Raw genomic sequence first — 18,252 nt, 5'->3', positions numbered from 1 at the left:
GTCGCCCCACGCAGAAAGGACTTTTCGACATGGCAGTGAAGGTTGCAATCAACGGTTTCGGACGCATCGGCCGCAATGTGGCGCGCGCGATTCTGGAACGGACCGACCATGATCTCGAACTGGTGTCGATCAACGACCTCGGCGATGCCAAGGCCAACGCCCGCCTGCTCCGCCATGACTCGGTCCACGGCGCCTTCAACGGCACCGTCGAAGTCGACGGCAACGACCTGATCATCAACGGCAAGCGCATCCAGGTGACCGCCGAACGCGACCCCGCCGCGCTGCCGCATGCCGCCAACGGCATCGACATCGTGATGGAATGTACCGGTTTCTTCACCAACAAGGCCGGCGGCCAGAAGCATCTCGATGCCGGCGCCAAGCGCGTGCTGATCTCGGCCCCCGCCAAGGAAGTCGATCTGACCGTCGTTTATGGCGTCAACGACGACAAGATCACCGCCGACCACCTGATCATCTCCAACGCGTCGTGCACGACCAACTGCCTCGCGCCCTTCGCCAAGGTGCTGCACGAGGCGATCGGAATCGAGCGTGGCCTGATGACGACGATCCACGCTTACACCAACGACCAGAAGATCCTCGACCAGATCCACGACGACCCGCGCCGCGCCCGCGCCGCCGCGATGTCGATGATCCCGACCTCGACCGGTGCCGCCGTGGCCGTCGGCCTCGTCCTGCCCGAACTCAAGGGCAAGCTCGACGGCTCGTCGATCCGCGTCCCGACCCCGAATGTGTCGGTCGTCGACCTGACCTTCACGCCGCTGCGCGAGACGACCAAGGAAGAAGTCAACGCGGTGCTCAAGGCCGCGGCCGAAGGCCCTCTCAAGGGCGTGCTCGGTTACACCGAGGAGCCGCTGGTCTCGATCGACTTCAACCACAATGCCGACAGCTCGACGATCGACAGCCTCGAAACCGCGGTCATCGACGGCAAGCTGGTGCGCGTGCTCAGCTGGTACGACAATGAATGGGGCTTCTCGAACCGCATGATCGACACCGCGGGCGTGATCGCCAAGTTCCTCTGAACCGAAGGGAAAAAGCGATGGCCGCGTTCAAGACCCTCGACGACATCGGCGACGTCACCGGCAAGAAGGTGCTGGTGCGCGTCGACCTCAATGTCCCGATGATCGACGGCGCGGTCGGCGACCGGACGCGGATCGAGGCGGCGATGCCGACGATCCGCGAACTGTCGGACAAGGGCGCGATCGTGCTGTTACTTGCCCATTTCGGGCGGCCGAAGGGCGCGAAGAACCCGACGCAATCGCTGAGCCTCGTCATGGGCGGACTCGAGGATGTGCTCGGCCATTCGGTGATGTTCATCCCCGAATGCGTCGGCGAAGGCGCCAAGGCGGGCGTCGCGGTGCTCGCCGCGGGCGACGTCGCGGTGATGGAGAATACGCGCTTCAACCCCGGCGAAGAAGCCAACGACCCGGCCTTTGCCGATGCGCTCGCCGAAGTCGGCGACCTCTATGTCAATGATGCCTTTTCGGCGGCGCACCGCGCGCATGGCTCGACCGAGGGCATCGCGCACCGGCTGCCCTCCTATGCCGGCCGTGCGATGGAGGTCGAACTCAACGCGCTCGACGCCGCGCTCGGCAATCCGGCGCATCCGGTCGCGGCGGTCGTCGGCGGCGCCAAAGTGTCGTCGAAGATCGACGTGCTGCGCAATCTCGTCGGTCAGGTCGATCATCTGATCATCGGCGGCGGCATGGCGAACACCTTCCTCGCCGCGCGCGGGGTCGATGTCGGCAAATCGCTGTGCGAACATGATCTGGTCGAGACCGCCAACGCGATCTTTGACGCCGCCGACAAGGCGGGCTGCACGATCCATCTTCCTTATGATGTCGTGGTGGCGAAGCAGTTCGCCCCCAATCCGCCGACGCGCACGGTCAACGTTCACGAGGTCGCCGCCGACGAGATGATTCTCGACATCGGTCCCGCCGCAACCGAGGCGCTCGCCGACGTGCTGAAGAATTGCCGCACTTTGGTGTGGAACGGCCCGCTCGGCGCGTTCGAAACCCCGCCGTTCGACACCGCGACCGTCGCGCTCGCGAAAACCGCCGCGGCGTTGACCCGCGGGGGCACGCTGATTTCGGTCGCGGGCGGCGGCGACACCGTCGCGGCGCTCAACCATGCCGGCGCGGCCGCCGACTTCACCTTCGTCTCGACCGCCGGCGGCGCCTTCCTCGAATGGATGGAAGGCAAGCCGCTGCCCGGGGTCGACGCGCTCAAAGCCTGATTTCGCGCGCGCATTTGCATCCCGCCAGCGGGGTGGCTATGCGCGCCATCGCATACCTATGCAAAGCCACGGAGATGTTATGACCACCGCCAATGCCGCCATGCTGGACCAGATCAAATCGGGGCAGGGCTTTATCGCCGCGCTCGACCAGAGCGGCGGTTCGACGCCCAAGGCGCTGAAGGGCTATGGCATCGAGGGTGATGCGTTCTCGAACGACGAGGAAATGTTCGGGCTGATCCACGACATGCGCAGCCGCATCGTCACCGCGCCCTGCTTCAACGGCGAGAAAGTGATCGGCGCCATCCTGTTCGAACGCACGATGGACGGTGATGCGGGCGGTAAGCCCGTCCCGGCGCTGCTCTGGGAGCGCGGCGTGGTGCCGTTCCTGAAGGTCGACAAGGGGCTCGAAGACGAAGCCGACGGCGTCCAGCTGATGAAGGCCAACCCCGGTCTCGACGAGTTGTGCGCGCGTGCCGTCGCCAAGGGCGTGTTCGGCACCAAGATGCGCAGCGTCGTCAACCTCGCCAATGAAGCGGGCGTCAAGGCGATCGTCGAACAGCAGTTCGCCGAAGCCGCGCGTATCGCCGCCCACGGCCTCGTCCCGATCATCGAGCCCGAAGTGAACATCAAGAGCGCCGAGCGCGATGCCGCCGACCGCCTGCTGCTCGCCGCGACGCTCGCCGCGCTCGACGCCTGGGACGGCGAACCGGTGATGCTCAAACTGTCGCTGCCGACCGAAGCCGGGCTGTTTCAGCCGCTGGTCGACCATCCCAAGGTGCTCCGCGTCGTCGCGCTGTCGGGCGGCTTCGCGCGTCCCGAAGCCTGTGTCGAACTGGCGAAGAACCCCGGCATCATCGCGAGCTTCAGCCGCGCGCTGCTGGAAGACCTGCGCCACCAGATGAGCGATGATGACTTCAACGCGTCGCTGGGCGGTGCGATCGACGAAATTCACGCGGCCTCGGTGGCCTGATGTGATGGGAGAGAGGTGGCAAGCCGTCGACGATTATATCGCCGACAAATTGCTCGGCGCCGACGACGCGCTTGCCGCCACCCTCTCCAACAATGAAAAACAGGGCTTGCCGCCGATCGACGTGTCGGCGGCGCAGGGCAAGATGCTGTTCCTGCTCGCCCAGATCGCCGGCGCGAACCGCATCCTCGAAGTCGGCACGCTCGGCGGTTATTCGACGATCTGGCTGGCGCGCGCGCTGCCCGATGACGGACGGCTGGTGACGCTCGAACTCGAACCGCATCATGCCCGGGTCGCGCGCGCAAATCTGGAGCACGCCGGGGTATCGGACAAGGTCGATATCCGGATCGGCTCCGCCGCCGACAGCCTCGGCGCGATGGCGACGGGCGACCCGTTCGATTTCGTCTTCATCGACGCCGACAAGCAGAGCAACGCGCACTATGTCGCCGAAGCGATCCGGCTGGGGCGCAGCGGCACGACGATCGTCGTCGACAATGTCGTGCGCGAGGGCGGGGTGCTGGAGGCGGACAGCGACGACGAACGCATCGTCGGGACGCGGGCCTTGTTCGATATGCTGAGCGCCGACCCGCGCCTCGACGCGACCGCGGTGCAGACGGTCGGCGCGAAGAAATGGGACGGCTTCGTGCTGGCGCGGGTGCGCTAAATCCCTCCCGTCATTGCGAGCGAAGCGAAGCAATCTCCAGCCATCGACCTCGCATAAAGTCGATGTCTTGAGATTGCCGCGTCGCCTTCGGCTCCTCGCAATGACGAGGTGGGTTAAATCCCGCCGTCGAACCGGAAACTGAACCGGTAATCCTCGGGCTTCAGCGTCACGTCGGTCCTTTTCTCGGGCCGCACCGACTCCAGCCGGATCGCGCCGTCCGCCAGCGGGGTCGATTCGCCGAGCGTCACCTCGAACGGTTGCTTTTCGCCGTTGCCGCGCCACCAGACCATCTTCACCCGCACCCGGCCTGCCCAGACGCAGCGCGCGTTCATCGGGCAGCGGCTGTCTTCCAGTATCTCGACCGGCTGGACGATCGGGCCGTCGACCATCGCGCGCTGGCCGAGCGCGACGTCGCTTCCGTCGGCGAGCGGGGTGGCGGCGCCGGTCGCGGCGCAGGCCGAAAGCGAAAGGGCGCCGAGGGTAGCGAGACAGGCTGTTTTCATCATTTGCCCGCACCTAAGCGCGTCGCTATGAACCCGCCATGACCCAAGTGACCCGCACCCCGTGCCAGCTTTATCTCATCTCGCCGCTCGACGTCGGTGGCGATTTTCCTGCCCGGCTTGAGGAGGCGCTGGCCGCCGCGCCGGTCGCGGCGTTCCAGTTTCGCGTCAAGGGCGTCGAGCAGCATGAAGCGGCGCGGCTAGCGGAACCGCTGCAGGCGATCTGCGCCGCGCACGACACCGCCTTCATCGTCAACGACGATGTCGCGCTCGCCAAACGGCTCGGCGCCGACGGGCTGCATCTGGGGCAGGACGATGGCGATCCCCGCGAGGCGCGCCGCATCCTCGGTGCCGATGCGCAGATCGGCGTGACCTGTCACGGCAGTCGCCACCTCGCGATGGAAGCGGGCGATGCCGGCGCGGATTATGTCGCGTTCGGCGCGTTCCATCCGACGACGACCAAGGCGGTCGAGCATATGGCCGACCCCGAAATCCTGACCTGGTGGCAAAGCATGTTCGAACTGCCGTGCGTCGCGATCGGCGGCATCACCCCCGACAATGCCCGGGCATTGATCGACGCCGGCGCCGATTTCATCGCGGTGTCGGGGGCGGTCTGGTCGCACCCCGAGGGCGCGGCGGCGGCGGTGAAACAGTTCGACGCGTTACTGGCGGGGTGAAAAGCGCGGCGGTCCGCGCTGCGATTGCGATGCTCGCATTGGGCGTCGCAGGGGCAGCGAGCGGACGCGGCGCACCGGACATCGCCATCATCATTCCGGTCGAGGGGATCAGGCCCTCCGAACTGGTCGACAGCTGGACCAGCGCGCGCGCCGGCGGGCGCGCGCACCATGCGATCGACATTCCGGCACCCGTCGGCACGCCGGTGCTGGCCGCGATGGACGGGCGGATCGAGAAGCTCTTTACCTCCGACCGCGGCGGCCTCACCATCTATCAGCGCTCCGATGACGGTCGATTGATGCTCTATTACGCGCATCTGCAGGGCTATCGCCGCGGCCTCGCCGAAGGGGACAGGGTCAAACAGGGGCAGGTGATCGCGACCGTCGGGGCGAGCGGCAATGCCGACCCGGCCTTTCCGCACCTGCATTTGCAGATGCTGACCACCGTGCCGGGTAGCGCCTGGACCGCGGGCGAGCCGATCAATCCCTATCCGCTGCTCACCGGACGGCGCGGCCGCCGTTGACGGGTCAGCCGGCGGGGTAGTCGGGGCCGGGCTTCTTGCCGGGGCCGTCGTCGCGGTTGCGGGGCGGGGCGCCATCCTTTCGCCAGCCGAACAGGCCGGCACAGGGGGTGGGGCGCCGGGGAAGGGCGTTGCCGCCGCGGCGGGGGCGGCGCATATCGTCGGAGAGGTTGCAGGTCATCATGGGGGCGCTTCTGCCAGCGCCGGGCGCATTCCTATTGGATCGTTGCGTCAAAAGGATTTCGGTCCGTCGCATTTGGCGCTTCTGTCCAATAGCGCCCGCGCCTTTTCGCTTGCGCATCGCGCGGCACGTCGCAACACAGCGGGCGGGGAGACCGAGTATGACCGAAGCCACCACGCCAACCACCAGGGCGAAAGCCGGCGTCCGCGAATTGACGTTGCGCGCCGTTCTGCTCGGCGGCGTCCTGACGTTGATGTTCACCGCCGCGAACGTCTATCTGGGGCTGAAGGTCGGGCTGACCTTTGCGACCTCGATTCCCGCCGCGGTGATTTCGATGGCGCTGCTGCGCTTCATGACCGGCGCGACGATCCTCGAGAATAATATCGTCCAGACGATCGCGAGCGCCGCGGGCACGCTCGCCGCGATCATCTTCGTGCTGCCCGGCCTCGTCATGGTCGGCTACTGGCAGGGCTTCCCGCTGCTCGAAACCACCGCGATCACGATGCTCGGCGGCCTGTTGGGCGTGCTCTTCTCGGTACCGCTGCGCCGCGCGCTCGTCGTCGATTCGGACCTGCCCTATCCCGAAGGGCGCGCCGCCGCCGAAGTGCTGCAGGTCGGCGCCGCGAGCGCCGAGGGCGCGGCGGAGAATAAGGCGGGCCTGTCGGCCTTGCTTTGGAACAGCCTCGTCGCCGCAGGCTTCACCCTGCTCACCCAGATGAAGGTCGCGGCGGGCGAAGTGTCGAAATGGTTCTCGGTCGGCGCGGGCGCGACCGGTATCGCCGGCGGCCTCGGCTTCGCGCTGTTCGGCGTCGGCCATCTCGTCGGCCTGTCGGTCGGTCTGGCGCAGCTTGTCGGGCTGGTCACCGGCTGGTGGATATTGCTGCCGATCCTGACGCAGGGCGTCGCCGGCCCCGATGCCGAGACGATCGCGAACACGGTGTTCCGCGCCGATGTGCGTTTTTTTGGCGCCGGGGTGATCGCGGTCGCGGCACTCTGGACGCTGCTCAAGATCGCGCGCCCGGTGATCGGCGGCATCCGCTCGGCGATGGCGGCGAGCAAGGCGCGTCACGCGGGCACGGTGCTGGCGGTCGGCGAGCAGGATATTCCGATCGGCTGGGTGTTCGGCGGGTCGCTGCTGGTGCTGATCCCGATCGCCTGGCTGCTCTGGTCGATCCTCGCAAGCGGGCCGCTGGCGGGGTCGGCGGTGATTCTCGTCGCGGGCGCGCTCGTCTTCATCGTCGTGATCGGGCTGATGATCGCGTCGGTCACCGGCTATATGGCCGGCCTGATCGGGGCGTCGAACTCGCCGGTGTCGGGCATCGGCATCCTCGCGATCATCGCCTCGTCGTTGTTGCTCGTCGGGCTGCTCGGGCGCGGCGGCGGCGAAGAGGCGAGCGCGGCGATGGTCGCCTATGCGCTGATCGTCACCGGCGCGGTGTTCGGCATCGCGACAATCTCGAACGACAATCTCCAGGACCTCAAGACCGGCCAGCTCGTCGGCGCGACGCCGTGGAAGCAGCAGGTCGCGCTGATGATCGGCGTGTTCTTCGGTTCGCTTGTGGTGCCGCCGGTGCTCAACGTGCTCAACGAGACGCTCGGCTTCGTCGGCGTTCCCGGCGCGGGTCCGAATGCGCTCGCCGCGCCGCAGGCCGGGCTGATCTCGTCGCTGGCCAAGGGCGTGCTCGGCGGTGATCTCAACTGGACGATGCTCGGCTATGGCGCGCTCACGGGCGTCGGCTTCATCCTCGTCGACGAACTGCTCGGCCGCGCGGGCAAGCTGCGGCTGCCGCCGCTCGCCATCGGCATCGGTATCTACCTGCCGATGGCGGTGATCCTGCCCGTCGTCATCGGCGCTGTTGGGGGCTGGTTCTATGATCGCTGGGCCGAACGCCGCGCCAACGCCGCCTTCGCGCACCGCATGGGCGTGCTGACCGCGACCGGAATGATCGTCGGAGAGAGCTTGTTCGGGGTCTTTTATGCGGGCCTCGTCTACGCGACCGACAGCGATGCGCCGCTCGCGGTGGTCGGCGACGGCTTCCATGTGCCGTCGATCTTCATCGGCCTAGGCCTGTTCGTCGCGCTGATCTCGCTCAGCTATGCGCGGACGCGCAAGGCGGTCGAGACCACGGCCTGAACGAACGCGCGCTTGCCCTTCGCCGCCTTCGCGGCTAAGGGCGCGCTCCTGTATCCGGTGCGTCGCGGCGCGTCGGCGGCTCTTTCCATCCTTGAACCAGCGAGTGTGCGCGATGAAAATCACCGGCGTTGAAATCCGTCCCGGCAATATTATCGAATATGAAAAGGGGATCTGGAAGGTCACCAAGATCCAGCACACCCAGCCGGGCAAGGGCGGCGCCTATATGCAGGTCGAAGCCAAGAATCTGATCGACGGCCGCAAACTCAACAACCGTTTCCGCAGCGCCGACACGGTCGAAAAGGTCCGCCTCGACACCAAGGATTTCCAGTTCCTCTATGCCGAAGGCGACGATCTGGTGTTCATGGACAAGGACACGTTCGAACAGATCACGATCGCCAAGGACGTCGTTGGCGAAGCGCATGAATTCCTGCAGGACGGCATGGATGTCGTGCTCGAGCTTTGGGAAGAGCGCCCGATCTCGGTCGAACTGCCCGAACATATCGAAGCGACGATCGTCGAGGCCGACGCGGTGGTGAAGGGGCAGACCGCCTCGTCGTCGTACAAGCCCGCGATCCTCGACAATGGCGTGCGCGTGATGGTGCCGCCGCACATCACCAGCGGCACCCGCATCGTCGTGCATGTGTACGATCGCGAATATGTCCGCCGCGCGGACTGATTAAGTTCCCCTCCCGCTTGCGGGAGGGGTCGGGGGAGGGCCTGTTCGGGGAGCAGGCTTTTGTCCCGAATACATTCCCTCCCCCGACCCCTCCCGCAAGCGGGAGGGGGGAGATTCGAAATGGCCGTATCGGGCATCATCACCGTCATGGAACGCGCCGCGCGCAAGGCGGGCACCAAGCTGCGCCGCGACTTCGGCGAGATCGAGCATCTGCAGGTCTCGCAAAAGGGGCCCGCAGACTTCGTTTCGAAGGCCGACCAAGCCGCCGAGCGTACGCTCTATGACGAACTCGGCCGCGATCGTCCGGGTTGGGGCTTCGTGCTCGAAGAGGGCGGCGTGATCGAGGGCGACCCTGGCAAGCCGCGCTTCATCATCGATCCGCTCGACGGCACCTCGAACTTCCTCCACGCGATCCCGCATTTCGCGATCTCGATCGCGGTCCAGGAACCCAAACTCGGCGGCGGCTGGGGCGATATCACCTCGTGCCTCATCTACCACCCGGTGACCGACGAAAGCTATTGGGCCGAGCGCGGGCGCGGCGCCTGGCTGCATGACCGCCGCCTGCGCGTGTCGTCGCGCCGCCATCTCAACGAATGCCTGATCGCCACCGGCATCCCCTTCATGGGCCATGGCAATATGGCGCAGTGGAGCCGCGTGTTCGGCGCGGTCGCGCCCGAAGTCGCCGGCATCCGCCGCTTCGGCGCCGCCAGCCTCGACCTCGCGTGGGTCGCGGCGGGCCGTTATGATGGTTTCTGGGAAAGCGACCTCAAGATCTGGGACGTCGCCGCCGGCATATTGCTGGTGCGCGAAGCCGGCGGGTTCGTCAGCGATTTCCGCGGCGGCGACCGCGCGATCGAACGCAGCGAATTCATCGCCGGCAGCGCCGCGGTGCATTCTAAGCTGCAGAAACTGGTCGCGGGCGCGCTGCGCAACGCCTGATTTCTCGCGTTACGATTCAGGGACGCAGCGCGTCCCTGAGAAACCCCACGACCTGCGGCCAGGCATCGCCGCGCGCCTTGGCGTTGGCATCAGGACTGCCGCCGCCGCGCGGATCGTCGCGGGCTTCGGTCGACCCGCCCGCCAGGTCATGCCCGGCATCGGGATAGAGCAGCGCGGTGGTCTTCAACCCTGCCGCGTCGCGCGTCGCGACGATGTTACGCGCCATCCGGCCCGAATTCCACAGCCGGTCCTTGTCGCCCGCGATCAGCATCAGCTTGCCGCGATAGGCGTCGACCGGAATGCGCGCGGCGGTTTCGCGATCGCCATGGTCGGCGCGGCCATTCTCGTGGATCGCGCGCAAATCGGCCTTGTCGCCGGCCATCAGCCCTTCGACAAAACCGCGATAGGGCATGAAGGGCAGGGGCTTGTCATCGAAGGCGAAGGACGATCGCGTGCCCTCGGCCTCGACCATCTCTAGCCCCCAGCCCTCCCACACCAGATCGGACGGCGCATAAGCGACGACGCCGGCGATCCATGGATAGCGGCTTGCGGCGATCAGCGCGAATTCGGACCCTTTCGATCCGGCGAACAGGCCGAACCGGCTGGTGTCGACGCCCGGCAGCGTCGCGAGTTGCGCCTTCAGCCCGGCGATCTGGTCGACCCGAATGTCGATGAAGCTGCCCGGCAGGTCGGCATATTCGGGCGGCGGTCCAAAGCTGCCCCAGTTCGGCGAATAATAGGGCAGGCTGACCGCGGCATAGCCAAGCCGGGCGAGGATCGGTCCGAAACGCTTTCCGGCCCCGTCACCGCCCTCGGCGCCGGCGAGGATGACGACGACCGGCCGCTGCTGGGGCCCGGCAAGCCGGTAGAGCCTGGCATGCGGAAAACCCGCAATCGCCGTTTCCTCGATGGCCGCCGTTGCCGATTGTGGGGCCTCTTCGGCGCAGGCGATGGCCGGGCTGGCCAGTGCCAATATCGTTCCAACAAATGTCGCCCGCAGCATCGTCGTCCTTTCCTGGGATTTCGATCTGCTGTTTTAGTTTGATAATACAGCAAGGCAAGGGCGTTGCGCGGACGATTCCCCATTTCTTCCTGCGGCGGTCGCCGGGCGCGACGTCCGTCGAGACATCGCGCCCGACGCTCCATCGCTATTTTTCGAAGACGAACGCCTGATAGGCGTCCATCAGCGCCGCCCAGGTGCTGAAGCTATCGCTCAGATTTTCGCGCGGAAGGCCCGCGAAGTCGAGGTCGACGTCCATTTCGAGCACCGGGTCGCCGCTATCGTCGCGATAGGCGCGCGCGAAGCGTTTCTCGCTGTTCCATTTGTTGAGCCGCTCAAGCGTCGTGCTCTTGGCGTCGTTGAAACCCATATAATATTGCAGCGTCTTGCAGTCCTTGCCCCCGTCGCAGTTCATGAACAGGACGAGGAACTTCAGGCCGTCGCGGCTGCTTTCGATATAAGGATTCTCACCCGGCTTGGTGACCAGCGTCGCAGGCCAGCCTTGCGACTCGACGATCGCCTTGATCGCCTGCGGATCCTTCGCGTTGACCAGTTGGGCCTGCGCGGGCGCCGCCGCGAACATTGCCGCCGCCACGACCAACCCGCCCGCTATCGAAAATTTACCCATGTTCTTCCCTCATTCCATACCATCCGCGATACGCGCGGCCGACCGACCCGACGGCGGCGTAACATGCCTCGCCAGGGGACAATATGCTTTTGGTCACATGGGCATGATTTTCCTGTCCGCAGCGCTTGCGAGTGGCGCTTTGCTGGCCTAAAGCGCCCGCAACAAAGGGTGACCAACACCCCAACAGACAACAGATGAACTGCGAGCTCCCATGGTCGACCTGACGCAATATCTGCCGATCCTGATTTTCCTGTTCGTGGCTGTCGGCCTGTCGGCCGCATTCGTGTTCCTGCCGATGGGCGTTTCCCGCCTGACCGGTGCGCACCAGCCCGATCCGGCGAAGCTGACCGAATATGAATGCGGCTTTCCCGCGTTCGAGGACGCGCGCAGCCAGTTCGACGTGCGCTTTTATCTCGTCGCCATTCTTTTCATCATCTTCGATCTCGAAGCGGCCTTCCTCTTTCCCTGGGCGGTGAGCCTCGAGGAAATCGGCTGGGCCGGCTGGGCGACGATGATGATTTTCCTCGCCGAACTCGCACTCGGCCTTGTTTATGCATGGAAGAAAGGGGCGCTGGATTGGGAATGAGCAATTCGAGCATCCTGATGCCCGGCCAGATGCCGGTGGCGCCCGGAACGAATCCCGATGCGGGCTTTTTCGACGACCTCAACAACGAGGTCGGCGACAAGGGCTTCCTCGTCACTTCGACCGAGGATCTGTTCAACTGGGCGCGCACCGGCTCGCTGTGGTGGATGACCTTCGGCCTCGCGTGCTGCGCGGTCGAGATGATCCACGTCAACATGCCGCGTTACGACATGGAACGCTTCGGCGCCGCGCCGCGCGCCTCGCCGCGCCAGTCGGACGTGATGATCGTCGCGGGCACGCTGTGCAACAAGATGGCGCCCGCGCTGCGCCGCGTGTACGACCAGATGTCGAACCCGAAATATGTCATCTCGATGGGCAGCTGCGCCAATGGCGGCGGCTATTATCACTATAGCTATTCGGTGGTGCGCGGCTGCGACCGCATCGTGCCCGTCGACATCTATGTCCCCGGTTGCCCGCCGACCGCCGAAGCCTTGCTCTATGGCGTGATGCAATTGCAGCGGAAGATCCGCCGCACCGGAACGATCGAACGCTGATGGGTCATCCTGCTCCTTTGGTCGCCCCGCAGTCGGGCCTTGCTGCTGCGCTCAAGGCGCTGCTCGGCAAGGATTTGCTCGCGCATGATTTTGCCGCCGACGAGGACAGCATCACGGTGGATCGCGACGCGATCGCCGCGGTGATGATCGCGCTGCGCGACAATCTCGACTATCAGCAGATGATGGAGATCGCCGGGGTCGACTATCCCGACCGGCCTGAGCGCTTCGAGGTCGTCTATCACCTGCTCAGCGTCACGAAGAACCACCGCCTGCGCGTCCGCGTCTCGACCGACGAGGCGACGCCGGTGCCGACGATCGTTCCCGTCTGGCCGAACGCCGGCTGGCTCGAGCGCGAAGTGTTCGACATGTATGGCGTGCTGTTCGCGGGCAACCCCGACCTGCGCCGCATCCTGACCGACTATGGGTTCCAGGGCCATCCCCAGCGCAAGGACTTCCCGCTGACCGGTTATACCGAGCTGCGCTACAGCGAAGAGGACAAGCGCGTCGTCTATGAACCCGTGCGGCTCGCGCAGGATTTCCGCAATTTCGACTTCATGTCGCCGTGGGAAGGCGCCGACTATGTGCTGCCCGGCGACGAAAAGGCCGGCGGCACGGGCGAGGCGCCCGGCAAGGGCGCGCCGACGCCGATGACCGCGAAAGAGGTCAAGGCGGCCGACGACAAGGCGAAGGCCTCGCCGCCGCCGACTCCCAAAACCACCGAAACCCCGGCGCAGACCGGCGCCGGCGCGAAGGCCAATCTGAAGGCTGCGAAAACCAGCCGCGACGGCGCGAGCGCGAAGGCGGCGACCAGGCCCGCCAAGACGCCCGCGACGACCAAGGCGGAAAAGGCCCCGGCCAAGCCGCGCGCGCCGCGCAAGCCCAAAGCTGCCAAAACGGACGGAGGTGACGCATGACCGACTCTCCCTATGTGAAGCACCACGGCGGCGACATGTTCGAAGGCTATCCGGTCGATACCGCGAACACCGCGGGCGACCAGGTCGTGACCAACTACACGATCAACTTCGGGCCGCAGCATCCCGCGGCGCACGGGGTGTTGCGTCTCGTGCTCGAACTCGATGGCGAGATCATCGAGCGCGTCGATCCGCATGTCGGACTGCTCCACCGCGGCACCGAGAAGCTGATCGAGTATAAGACCTATCTCCAGGCGCTGCCTTATTTCGACCGGCTCGACTATTGCTCGCCGCTCGCGATGGAGCATAGCTATGTGCTCGCGATCGAGAAATTGCTCGACCTCGAAGTCCCGGCGCGCGCGCAATATCTGCGCGTTTTGTTCGCCGAGCTGACGCGCATCTGCAATCACATGCTCAACATCGGCAGCCACGTCATGGACGTCGGCGCGATGACCCCGAACCTGTGGGTGTTCGAGCTGCGCGAGGATTGCCTGAACTTCTTCGAACGCGCGTCGGGCGCGCGCATGCATTCGGCGTGGTTCCGCCCCGGCGGCGTGCATCAGGATGTCCCCGAAAAGCTGCTCGTCGACATCGGCGAGTGGGTCGAAAAGCGGCTGCCCGAATTGTTCGGCGACGCGATGAGCCTCGTCATCGACAACCGCATCTTCAAGCAGCGCAACGTCGATATCGCGACGGTGTCGAAGGAAGACGCGCTCGCCTGGGGCTTCTCGGGCCCGATGATCCGCGGCAGCGGCATCGCCTGGGATCTGCGCAAGTCGCAGCCCTATGACGCCTATGCCGCGATGGATTTCGACATCCCCGTCGGCACCCGCGGCGACTGCTACGACCGCTTCATGGTCCGCGTCGAGGAAGTCTATCAGTCGGCGAAGATCATCAAGCAGTGCCTGCGCGACATGCCGACCGGCCCGATCGCCAGCCTCGACCGCAAGGTCGTGCCGCCGAAGCGCGGCGAGATGAAGCAGTCGATGGAATCGCTGATCCATCACTTCAAGCTCTACACCGAGGGCTTCCACGTCCCCGCGGGCGAAGTTTATGTCGCGACCGAAAGCCCGAAGGGCGAATTTGGGGTCTATCTGGTCAGCGACGGCAGCAACAAGCCGTACCGCTGCAAGATCCGCCCGACGGCGTTCTCGCACCTGCAGGCGATGGATATGATGTCGAAGGGCCATATGCTCGCCGACACCACCGCGATCATCGGCGCGATCGACGTCGTGTTCGGGGAGTGCGACCGGTGAGCAAGCTGGACATCGCCGAGACGATGATCGCGCATTACAATGCGCAAGATGCCGACGCCTATGTCGCGCTGATGACCGACGACGCGGCCGAGGCCGGCTATCGCGGCGCGGTCGTTCGCGACGGCAGGGAAGGCGTGCGCGACGGGCTGAAGGCGATGTTCGCCGAATTTCCGCAGAACCGCGCCGAAATCCTCTCGGGCTACACGCTGGGCGATTTCGTCGTCCTGCACGAAAAGGTCGCTCGCTCGCCGGAGGCCGACCCGTTCGAGGTCATGTCCATCTATAGTTTCGAAGGCGACAAGGTGTCGCGTGTGGAGTTTGTCCGCTAATGGCCGACGCCCCCCAAATCCCCGATGAGGCCGAAGTTCGCGCGCGCTGGGGCGCGTTCGTCTGGACCGCCGAAAATGCCGACAAGGCGAAGGGCATCATCGCGCGCTACCCCGCGGGGCGCCAGCGCTCGGCGGTGATGCCTTTGCTCGATCTCGCGCAGCGCCAGGTCGGCGCCGAGACGCAGACGCAGGGCTGGCTGCCCGTGCCGGTGATCGAATATGTCGCGAGCCAGCTCGATATGCCCTTCATGCGCGCCTATGAGGTCGCGACCTTCTACACCATGTACAATATGGCGCCGGTCGGTCGCTATCATGTCCAGGTGTGCGGGACGACGCCGTGCCTGCTGCGCGGGTCGGACGATGTGATGGCGGCATGCAAGAACCGCGGCATGGTCAAGGGCAAGACCACCCCCGACGGCCTGTTCACGCTGACCGAGGTCGAGTGCATGGGCACCTGCACCAACGCGCCGATGGTCCAGATCAACGACGATAATTACGAAGACCTCGATTTCGACCGCACCGCCGCGATCCTCGATGCGCTGGCGGCGGGCGAGACGCCGAAGGCGGGAACCCAGCTCGCCGATCGCCACACCAGCGAGCCGCAGGGCGGCCCGACGACGCTGGTCGAGATGGTCAAGGCCAACCACGACTATCGGAAGGCCTGGTAATGAACGTCCAGAAACTCATCCAGCTGATCGTCCTGCTGGTCTTCGTGATCGTGGCGTGCGTGCTGCTCTCGCTGGCGGCCAAGGTGGCGATCAATCTGGCGCAGATCGCGATCGTCGTCGCGGTCATCCTCGTCATCTATTTCCTCGCCGAACGGCTTTTCGGAAAGCGCCGCTAATGCTCGCCGACAAGGATCGCATCTTCACCAACATCTACGGTTTTCAGCCGTGGAACCTCAAATCCGCGCAGATGCGCGGCGACTGGGACAAGACCAAGGACCTGATGAAGCGCGGCCAGGACGCGATCATCGAGGAGATCAAGGCGTCGGGGCTGCGCGGCCGCGGCGGCGCGGGCTTCCCGACCGGTCTGAAATGGTCGTTCATGCCGAAGGAGCCGCGCGCCGATCGCCCGAGCTTCCTCGTCATCAACGCCGACGAATCCGAGCCGGGTTCGTGCAAGGACCGCGAGATCATCCGCCACGATCCGCACAAGCTGATCGAAGGCGCGCTGATCGCGGGTTTCGCGATGCGCGCGCGCGCCGCCTATATCTACATCCGCGGCGAGTTCATCCGCGAGGCCGAGACGCTCTTCGCCGCGGTGCAGGAGGCGTATGATGCCGGCCTGCTCGGCAAGAACGCCGCCAAGTCGGGTTATGATTTCGACGTTTTTGTCCACCGCGGCGCCGGCGCGTACATCTGCGGCGAAGAAACCGCGATGATCGAAAGCCTTGAGGGCAAGAAGGGCCAGCCGCGCCTGAAACCGCCGTTCCCGGCGGGCGCGGGTCTCTATGGCTGTCCGACGACGGTCAACAATGTCGAAAGCATCGCGGTCGTCCCGACGATCCTGCGGCGCGGCGCGTCATGGTTCTCCTCCTTCGGGCGCGAGAACAACAAGGGCACCAAGCTCTTCCAGATTTCGGGCCATGTCGAGCGCCCGTGCGTCGTCGAGGAAGAGATGAGCATTCCCTTCCGCGAACTGATCGACAAGCATTGCGGCGGCATTCGCGGCGGCTGGGACAATCTGCTCGCGGTCATCCCCGGCGGTTCGTCGGTGCCGCTGGTTCCGGCGGCCGAGATCATGGACTGCCCGATGGATTTCGACGGGCTGAAGGCCGTCGGATCGGGCCTCGGCACCGCCGCCGCCATCGTGATGGACAAGTCGACCGACGTCGTCCAGGCGATCAGCCGCATCAGCTATTTCTACAAGCATGAAAGCTGCGGCCAGTGCACGCCGTGCCGCGAAGGCACCGGCTGGATGTGGCGCGTGATGGAACGGCTGCGCACCGGCGACGCCGACATCAGCGAAATCGACACGCTGTTCGACGTCACCAAGCAGGTCGAAGGCCATACCATCTGCGCGCTCGGCGACGCCGCGGCGTGGCCGATCCAGGGCCTGATCAAGCATTTCCGCCCCGAACTCGAACGCCGCATCCGCGACAATGGCGGTGCGTTGGAGGCCGCCGAGTGAAATTCGCCGCGCCGATCCTTGCCCTTGCGGTGATGGCCGCAGCGACTGTGCCGACCGACGCGTCGGCGCAGCGTACCGGCACGCGTATCGGCAAGACCGCGACCAAATATGATACGAGCGAAACCATCGCGCTTGTCACCGCTTGCATGGCGGAGCGGCGCAACCAGATCTCGCGCGAGATACTCGATACATTGCCCGGGACAGAGGCTGAGCATCGCGTGATGCTGCGCAGCGAGGGGCCGCTCGGTACCTGCATGGACGACGAACGGTTCGTGCTCGACGGGAAGAAGCTTGAATTCACCGGGCGTGCGCTGCGGCCCTCGCTCGGCGTGGCGATGGCGCGCCGGCAGATCGCGGACAGCAACGGGGCGGCATCGGTGCGGGCGAGCGAGAAGCCCTGGTTCGCTGCCGCGCTCGACGCGCTGCCCGACGACGCGTCGCTCGATGCGCCGCTGCTCGCGCTGTTCGAGATGGGCGATTGCCTGGTCAACCGCGAGAGCGCGGGCGCGATCGAACTGGTCCTGTCCGAACCGGGCAAGGGCGGGCAGGGGCCGGCGATGCGCAAGCTTATCCCTCATCTGTCGCATTGCGTCGTCGCGGGCCAGGAAATCGAGATCACGCCCGAAGTGCTGCGCTACGCGGTCGCCGAGCCGATCTTCCATCGGTCTCAACCGGTTGTCGAAGTGGGAGCTACGCAATGATCGCGCTTGCATTCGCCCTTCTTGCCGCAGCGCAGGCGCCCGAACGGGCGCCGCAAGTCGATAATACGCCGACGCCCTGGCCCGATCCTGAACGCGAGCGCGACGGGGCGATCTTCAAGGCCGATCCCGAAGCGCGGTCGACGATGGCGCGTTTTGCCGCGTGCGTGATCGAGAAGAGCCCCGAGAAGGTCGGCCAAACGCTGAACCGCGATTTCCGGACCACCGAATATCGCAATGGTCTTCGCAATCTGGCGCGCGATAATGAAGGCTGCGCGCGCAATGCCGGCCTTCGTGGCCGTTTGCGCATGGACGATCTGGCCTTTGCCGCAGCGCTGGCCGAAGTCATGATCGAACGCGACGCGGCCCCGCTCAACGGCCGCCTTGCAAAGGCTGCTGCCGGCAAGGAAGCGCCGACCTATGCGCCGTCGGACAAGGTCGCGATGTGCGTCGCGCGTTCGACCCCGGACGAGGTGGCGGCGCTGTTTGCGTCCGAACCCGGATCCGCCGACGAGGACAAGGCCGCCGGAAAATTGATGCCCGTCGTCAAACTTTGCGGTCAGGGTGCACCGGTCGAGGCCAGCGTGACCGGCCTCCGCTCGATCATTGCCACCGCAAGCTTCCGCCTGCTGGCGGCCCAGGAAAGCTGATTC

General features: G+C 65.6%; 23 protein-coding genes. 19 read left to right on the top strand and 4 right to left on the bottom strand.

Features of this window, described 5'->3' with window-relative positions; genetic code table 11:
* The first annotated feature begins 29 nt into the window (after nucleotides 1-29).
* The 4 genes from gap to AC3WS4_RS14395 all read left to right on the top strand — a co-directional run bounded on the left by gap (nucleotide 30) and on the right by AC3WS4_RS14395 (nucleotide 3,882).
* Entirely contained in the window at nucleotides 30-1,037 is a 1,008-nt protein-coding gene (gene gap / locus AC3WS4_RS14410; protein ID WP_056351266.1) for a type I glyceraldehyde-3-phosphate dehydrogenase, read from the top strand.
* A 17-nt stretch (nucleotides 1,038-1,054) separates the two neighbouring features.
* On the top strand, nucleotides 1,055-2,251 hold the full coding sequence (locus AC3WS4_RS14405; RefSeq protein ID WP_492739558.1) for a phosphoglycerate kinase: 1,197 nt from the start codon (nucleotides 1,055-1,057) through the stop codon (nucleotides 2,249-2,251).
* Nucleotides 2,252-2,351: 100 nt separating this feature from the next.
* Nucleotides 2,352-3,221 (top strand): fructose bisphosphate aldolase, encoded by an 870-nt coding sequence (locus AC3WS4_RS14400; protein ID WP_492739781.1) that lies wholly within the window; start codon nucleotides 2,352-2,354, stop codon nucleotides 3,219-3,221.
* Between the two features lie 4 nt (nucleotides 3,222-3,225).
* Nucleotides 3,226-3,882 carry an O-methyltransferase gene (locus tag AC3WS4_RS14395; RefSeq protein ID WP_492739784.1) on the top strand — a complete coding sequence of 219 codons (657 nt, stop codon included), beginning with the start codon at nucleotides 3,226-3,228 and terminating at the stop codon, nucleotides 3,880-3,882.
* A gap of 113 nt (nucleotides 3,883-3,995) precedes the next feature.
* Here the strand turns inward: AC3WS4_RS14395 and AC3WS4_RS14390 are convergent, their stop codons facing one another.
* Complete coding sequence (locus AC3WS4_RS14390) at nucleotides 3,996-4,388, bottom strand: hypothetical protein (RefSeq protein ID WP_262407995.1); 393 nt, start codon at nucleotides 4,386-4,388, stop codon at nucleotides 3,996-3,998.
* Between the two features lie 35 nt (nucleotides 4,389-4,423).
* On the opposite strand from AC3WS4_RS14390, the gene thiE reads away from it, so the two are divergent.
* Both thiE and AC3WS4_RS14380 read left to right on the top strand, forming a co-directional pair.
* Nucleotides 4,424-5,059: a thiamine phosphate synthase gene (thiE, locus tag AC3WS4_RS14385; protein WP_492739559.1), complete on the top strand. Its 636-nt coding sequence runs from the start codon at nucleotides 4,424-4,426 to the stop codon at nucleotides 5,057-5,059.
* Nucleotides 5,056-5,580 carry a M23 family metallopeptidase gene (locus AC3WS4_RS14380; RefSeq protein WP_492742847.1) on the top strand — a complete coding sequence of 175 codons (525 nt, stop codon included), beginning with the start codon at nucleotides 5,056-5,058 and terminating at the stop codon, nucleotides 5,578-5,580. Before thiE ends, AC3WS4_RS14380 begins: the two co-directional genes overlap by 4 nt.
* A gap of 4 nt (nucleotides 5,581-5,584) precedes the next feature.
* Here the strand turns inward: AC3WS4_RS14380 and AC3WS4_RS14375 are convergent, their stop codons facing one another.
* Nucleotides 5,585-5,761 carry a hypothetical protein gene (locus AC3WS4_RS14375; protein ID WP_492739561.1) on the bottom strand — a complete coding sequence of 59 codons (177 nt, stop codon included), beginning with the start codon at nucleotides 5,759-5,761 and terminating at the stop codon, nucleotides 5,585-5,587.
* 157 nt (nucleotides 5,762-5,918) lie between these two features.
* On the opposite strand from AC3WS4_RS14375, the gene AC3WS4_RS14370 reads away from it, so the two are divergent.
* From AC3WS4_RS14370 to AC3WS4_RS14360, 3 genes are all read left to right on the top strand, one after another.
* Complete coding sequence (locus AC3WS4_RS14370) at nucleotides 5,919-7,892, top strand: OPT family oligopeptide transporter (protein ID WP_492739562.1); 1,974 nt, start codon at nucleotides 5,919-5,921, stop codon at nucleotides 7,890-7,892.
* A gap of 112 nt (nucleotides 7,893-8,004) precedes the next feature.
* On the top strand, nucleotides 8,005-8,568 hold the full coding sequence (gene efp, locus AC3WS4_RS14365) for an elongation factor P (RefSeq protein WP_056351280.1): 564 nt from the start codon (nucleotides 8,005-8,007) through the stop codon (nucleotides 8,566-8,568).
* A gap of 120 nt (nucleotides 8,569-8,688) precedes the next feature.
* The gene (locus AC3WS4_RS14360) at nucleotides 8,689-9,507 is read left to right on the top strand and encodes an inositol monophosphatase family protein (protein ID WP_056351281.1); all 819 of its coding nucleotides are present in this window, start codon (nucleotides 8,689-8,691) and stop codon (nucleotides 9,505-9,507) included.
* Nucleotides 9,508-9,523: 16 nt separating this feature from the next.
* Here the strand turns inward: AC3WS4_RS14360 and AC3WS4_RS14355 are convergent, their stop codons facing one another.
* Together AC3WS4_RS14355 and AC3WS4_RS14350 are read right to left on the bottom strand one after the other, a co-directional pair.
* Nucleotides 9,524-10,510: an acyl-CoA thioester hydrolase/BAAT C-terminal domain-containing protein gene (locus tag AC3WS4_RS14355; protein ID WP_492739563.1), complete on the bottom strand. Its 987-nt coding sequence runs from the start codon at nucleotides 10,508-10,510 to the stop codon at nucleotides 9,524-9,526.
* Nucleotides 10,511-10,655: 145 nt separating this feature from the next.
* Complete coding sequence (locus AC3WS4_RS14350) at nucleotides 10,656-11,135, bottom strand: YbjN domain-containing protein (RefSeq protein ID WP_492739564.1); 480 nt, start codon at nucleotides 11,133-11,135, stop codon at nucleotides 10,656-10,658.
* A 211-nt stretch (nucleotides 11,136-11,346) separates the two neighbouring features.
* Between AC3WS4_RS14350 and AC3WS4_RS14345 the strand changes: the two genes are divergently transcribed.
* From AC3WS4_RS14345 to AC3WS4_RS14300, 10 genes are read left to right on the top strand one after another with little or no spacing between them, the layout of a single operon-like run.
* Complete coding sequence (locus tag AC3WS4_RS14345) at nucleotides 11,347-11,721, top strand: NADH-quinone oxidoreductase subunit A (protein ID WP_056351288.1); 375 nt, start codon at nucleotides 11,347-11,349, stop codon at nucleotides 11,719-11,721.
* Entirely contained in the window at nucleotides 11,718-12,272 is a 555-nt protein-coding gene (locus AC3WS4_RS14340; RefSeq protein ID WP_156377814.1) for a NuoB/complex I 20 kDa subunit family protein, read from the top strand. The genes AC3WS4_RS14345 and AC3WS4_RS14340 overlap by 4 nt, the downstream gene beginning before the upstream one ends.
* On the top strand, nucleotides 12,272-13,186 hold the full coding sequence (locus AC3WS4_RS14335; protein WP_492739565.1) for an NADH-quinone oxidoreductase subunit C: 915 nt from the start codon (nucleotides 12,272-12,274) through the stop codon (nucleotides 13,184-13,186). The genes AC3WS4_RS14340 and AC3WS4_RS14335 overlap by 1 nt, the downstream gene beginning before the upstream one ends.
* A 35-nt stretch (nucleotides 13,187-13,221) precedes the next feature.
* Nucleotides 13,222-14,439 (top strand): NADH-quinone oxidoreductase subunit D, encoded by a 1,218-nt coding sequence (locus AC3WS4_RS14330; RefSeq protein WP_492739786.1) that lies wholly within the window; start codon nucleotides 13,222-13,224, stop codon nucleotides 14,437-14,439.
* Between the two features lie 23 nt (nucleotides 14,440-14,462).
* Nucleotides 14,463-14,768: a nuclear transport factor 2 family protein gene (locus AC3WS4_RS14325; protein WP_056352291.1), complete on the top strand. Its 306-nt coding sequence runs from the start codon at nucleotides 14,463-14,465 to the stop codon at nucleotides 14,766-14,768.
* The gene (locus AC3WS4_RS14320) at nucleotides 14,768-15,436 is read left to right on the top strand and encodes a complex I 24 kDa subunit family protein (RefSeq protein ID WP_492739566.1); all 669 of its coding nucleotides are present in this window, start codon (nucleotides 14,768-14,770) and stop codon (nucleotides 15,434-15,436) included. The genes AC3WS4_RS14325 and AC3WS4_RS14320 overlap by 1 nt, the downstream gene beginning before the upstream one ends.
* Nucleotides 15,436-15,612, top strand: a complete 177-nt coding sequence (locus AC3WS4_RS14315) for a hypothetical protein (protein WP_492739567.1) — start codon at nucleotides 15,436-15,438, stop codon at nucleotides 15,610-15,612. Before AC3WS4_RS14320 ends, AC3WS4_RS14315 begins: the two co-directional genes overlap by 1 nt.
* Nucleotides 15,612-16,901, top strand: a complete 1,290-nt coding sequence (nuoF, locus tag AC3WS4_RS14310) for an NADH-quinone oxidoreductase subunit NuoF (RefSeq protein WP_187140210.1) — start codon at nucleotides 15,612-15,614, stop codon at nucleotides 16,899-16,901. The genes AC3WS4_RS14315 and nuoF overlap by 1 nt, the downstream gene beginning before the upstream one ends.
* A complete protein-coding gene (locus AC3WS4_RS14305) occupies nucleotides 16,898-17,602 on the top strand; it encodes a hypothetical protein (RefSeq protein ID WP_492739568.1) in 705 nt (234 codons plus the stop codon). The genes nuoF and AC3WS4_RS14305 overlap by 4 nt, the downstream gene beginning before the upstream one ends.
* Nucleotides 17,599-18,249, top strand: a complete 651-nt coding sequence (locus AC3WS4_RS14300; RefSeq protein WP_492739569.1) for a hypothetical protein — start codon at nucleotides 17,599-17,601, stop codon at nucleotides 18,247-18,249. Before AC3WS4_RS14305 ends, AC3WS4_RS14300 begins: the two co-directional genes overlap by 4 nt.
* The last annotated feature ends 3 nt before the right edge of the window (nucleotides 18,250-18,252 follow it).

This window comes from Sphingopyxis sp. EU05-FHT14B03 (assembly GCF_058790875.1).
This window is presented reverse-complemented; position numbering and strand designations above follow the sequence as displayed.

Coding starts and splice junctions, on each gene's coding strand:
- AC3WS4_RS14345 (WP_056351288.1), top strand. CDS start 11,347: ATGGTCGACCTGACGCAATATCTGCCGATCCTGATTTTCCTGTTCGTG.
- AC3WS4_RS14320 (WP_492739566.1), top strand. CDS start 14,768: ATGGCCGACGCCCCCCAAATCCCCGATGAGGCCGAAGTTCGCGCGCGC.
- AC3WS4_RS14405 (WP_492739558.1), top strand. CDS start 1,055: ATGGCCGCGTTCAAGACCCTCGACGACATCGGCGACGTCACCGGCAAG.
- AC3WS4_RS14340 (WP_156377814.1), top strand. CDS start 11,718: ATGAGCAATTCGAGCATCCTGATGCCCGGCCAGATGCCGGTGGCGCCC.
- AC3WS4_RS14395 (WP_492739784.1), top strand. CDS start 3,226: ATGGGAGAGAGGTGGCAAGCCGTCGACGATTATATCGCCGACAAATTG.
- AC3WS4_RS14360 (WP_056351281.1), top strand. CDS start 8,689: ATGGCCGTATCGGGCATCATCACCGTCATGGAACGCGCCGCGCGCAAG.
- AC3WS4_RS14315 (WP_492739567.1), top strand. CDS start 15,436: ATGAACGTCCAGAAACTCATCCAGCTGATCGTCCTGCTGGTCTTCGTG.
- AC3WS4_RS14300 (WP_492739569.1), top strand. CDS start 17,599: ATGATCGCGCTTGCATTCGCCCTTCTTGCCGCAGCGCAGGCGCCCGAA.
- thiE (WP_492739559.1), top strand. CDS start 4,424: ATGACCCAAGTGACCCGCACCCCGTGCCAGCTTTATCTCATCTCGCCG.
- AC3WS4_RS14390 (WP_262407995.1), bottom strand. CDS start 4,388: ATGATGAAAACAGCCTGTCTCGCTACCCTCGGCGCCCTTTCGCTTTCG.
- AC3WS4_RS14400 (WP_492739781.1), top strand. CDS start 2,352: ATGCTGGACCAGATCAAATCGGGGCAGGGCTTTATCGCCGCGCTCGAC.
- AC3WS4_RS14330 (WP_492739786.1), top strand. CDS start 13,222: ATGTTCGAAGGCTATCCGGTCGATACCGCGAACACCGCGGGCGACCAG.
- AC3WS4_RS14355 (WP_492739563.1), bottom strand. CDS start 10,510: ATGCTGCGGGCGACATTTGTTGGAACGATATTGGCACTGGCCAGCCCG.
- AC3WS4_RS14375 (WP_492739561.1), bottom strand. CDS start 5,761: ATGATGACCTGCAACCTCTCCGACGATATGCGCCGCCCCCGCCGCGGC.
- nuoF (WP_187140210.1), top strand. CDS start 15,612: ATGCTCGCCGACAAGGATCGCATCTTCACCAACATCTACGGTTTTCAG.
- AC3WS4_RS14370 (WP_492739562.1), top strand. CDS start 5,919: ATGACCGAAGCCACCACGCCAACCACCAGGGCGAAAGCCGGCGTCCGC.
- AC3WS4_RS14335 (WP_492739565.1), top strand. CDS start 12,272: ATGGGTCATCCTGCTCCTTTGGTCGCCCCGCAGTCGGGCCTTGCTGCT.
- efp (WP_056351280.1), top strand. CDS start 8,005: ATGAAAATCACCGGCGTTGAAATCCGTCCCGGCAATATTATCGAATAT.
- AC3WS4_RS14350 (WP_492739564.1), bottom strand. CDS start 11,135: ATGGGTAAATTTTCGATAGCGGGCGGGTTGGTCGTGGCGGCGGCAATG.
- gap (WP_056351266.1), top strand. CDS start 30: ATGGCAGTGAAGGTTGCAATCAACGGTTTCGGACGCATCGGCCGCAAT.
- AC3WS4_RS14325 (WP_056352291.1), top strand. CDS start 14,463: ATGATCGCGCATTACAATGCGCAAGATGCCGACGCCTATGTCGCGCTG.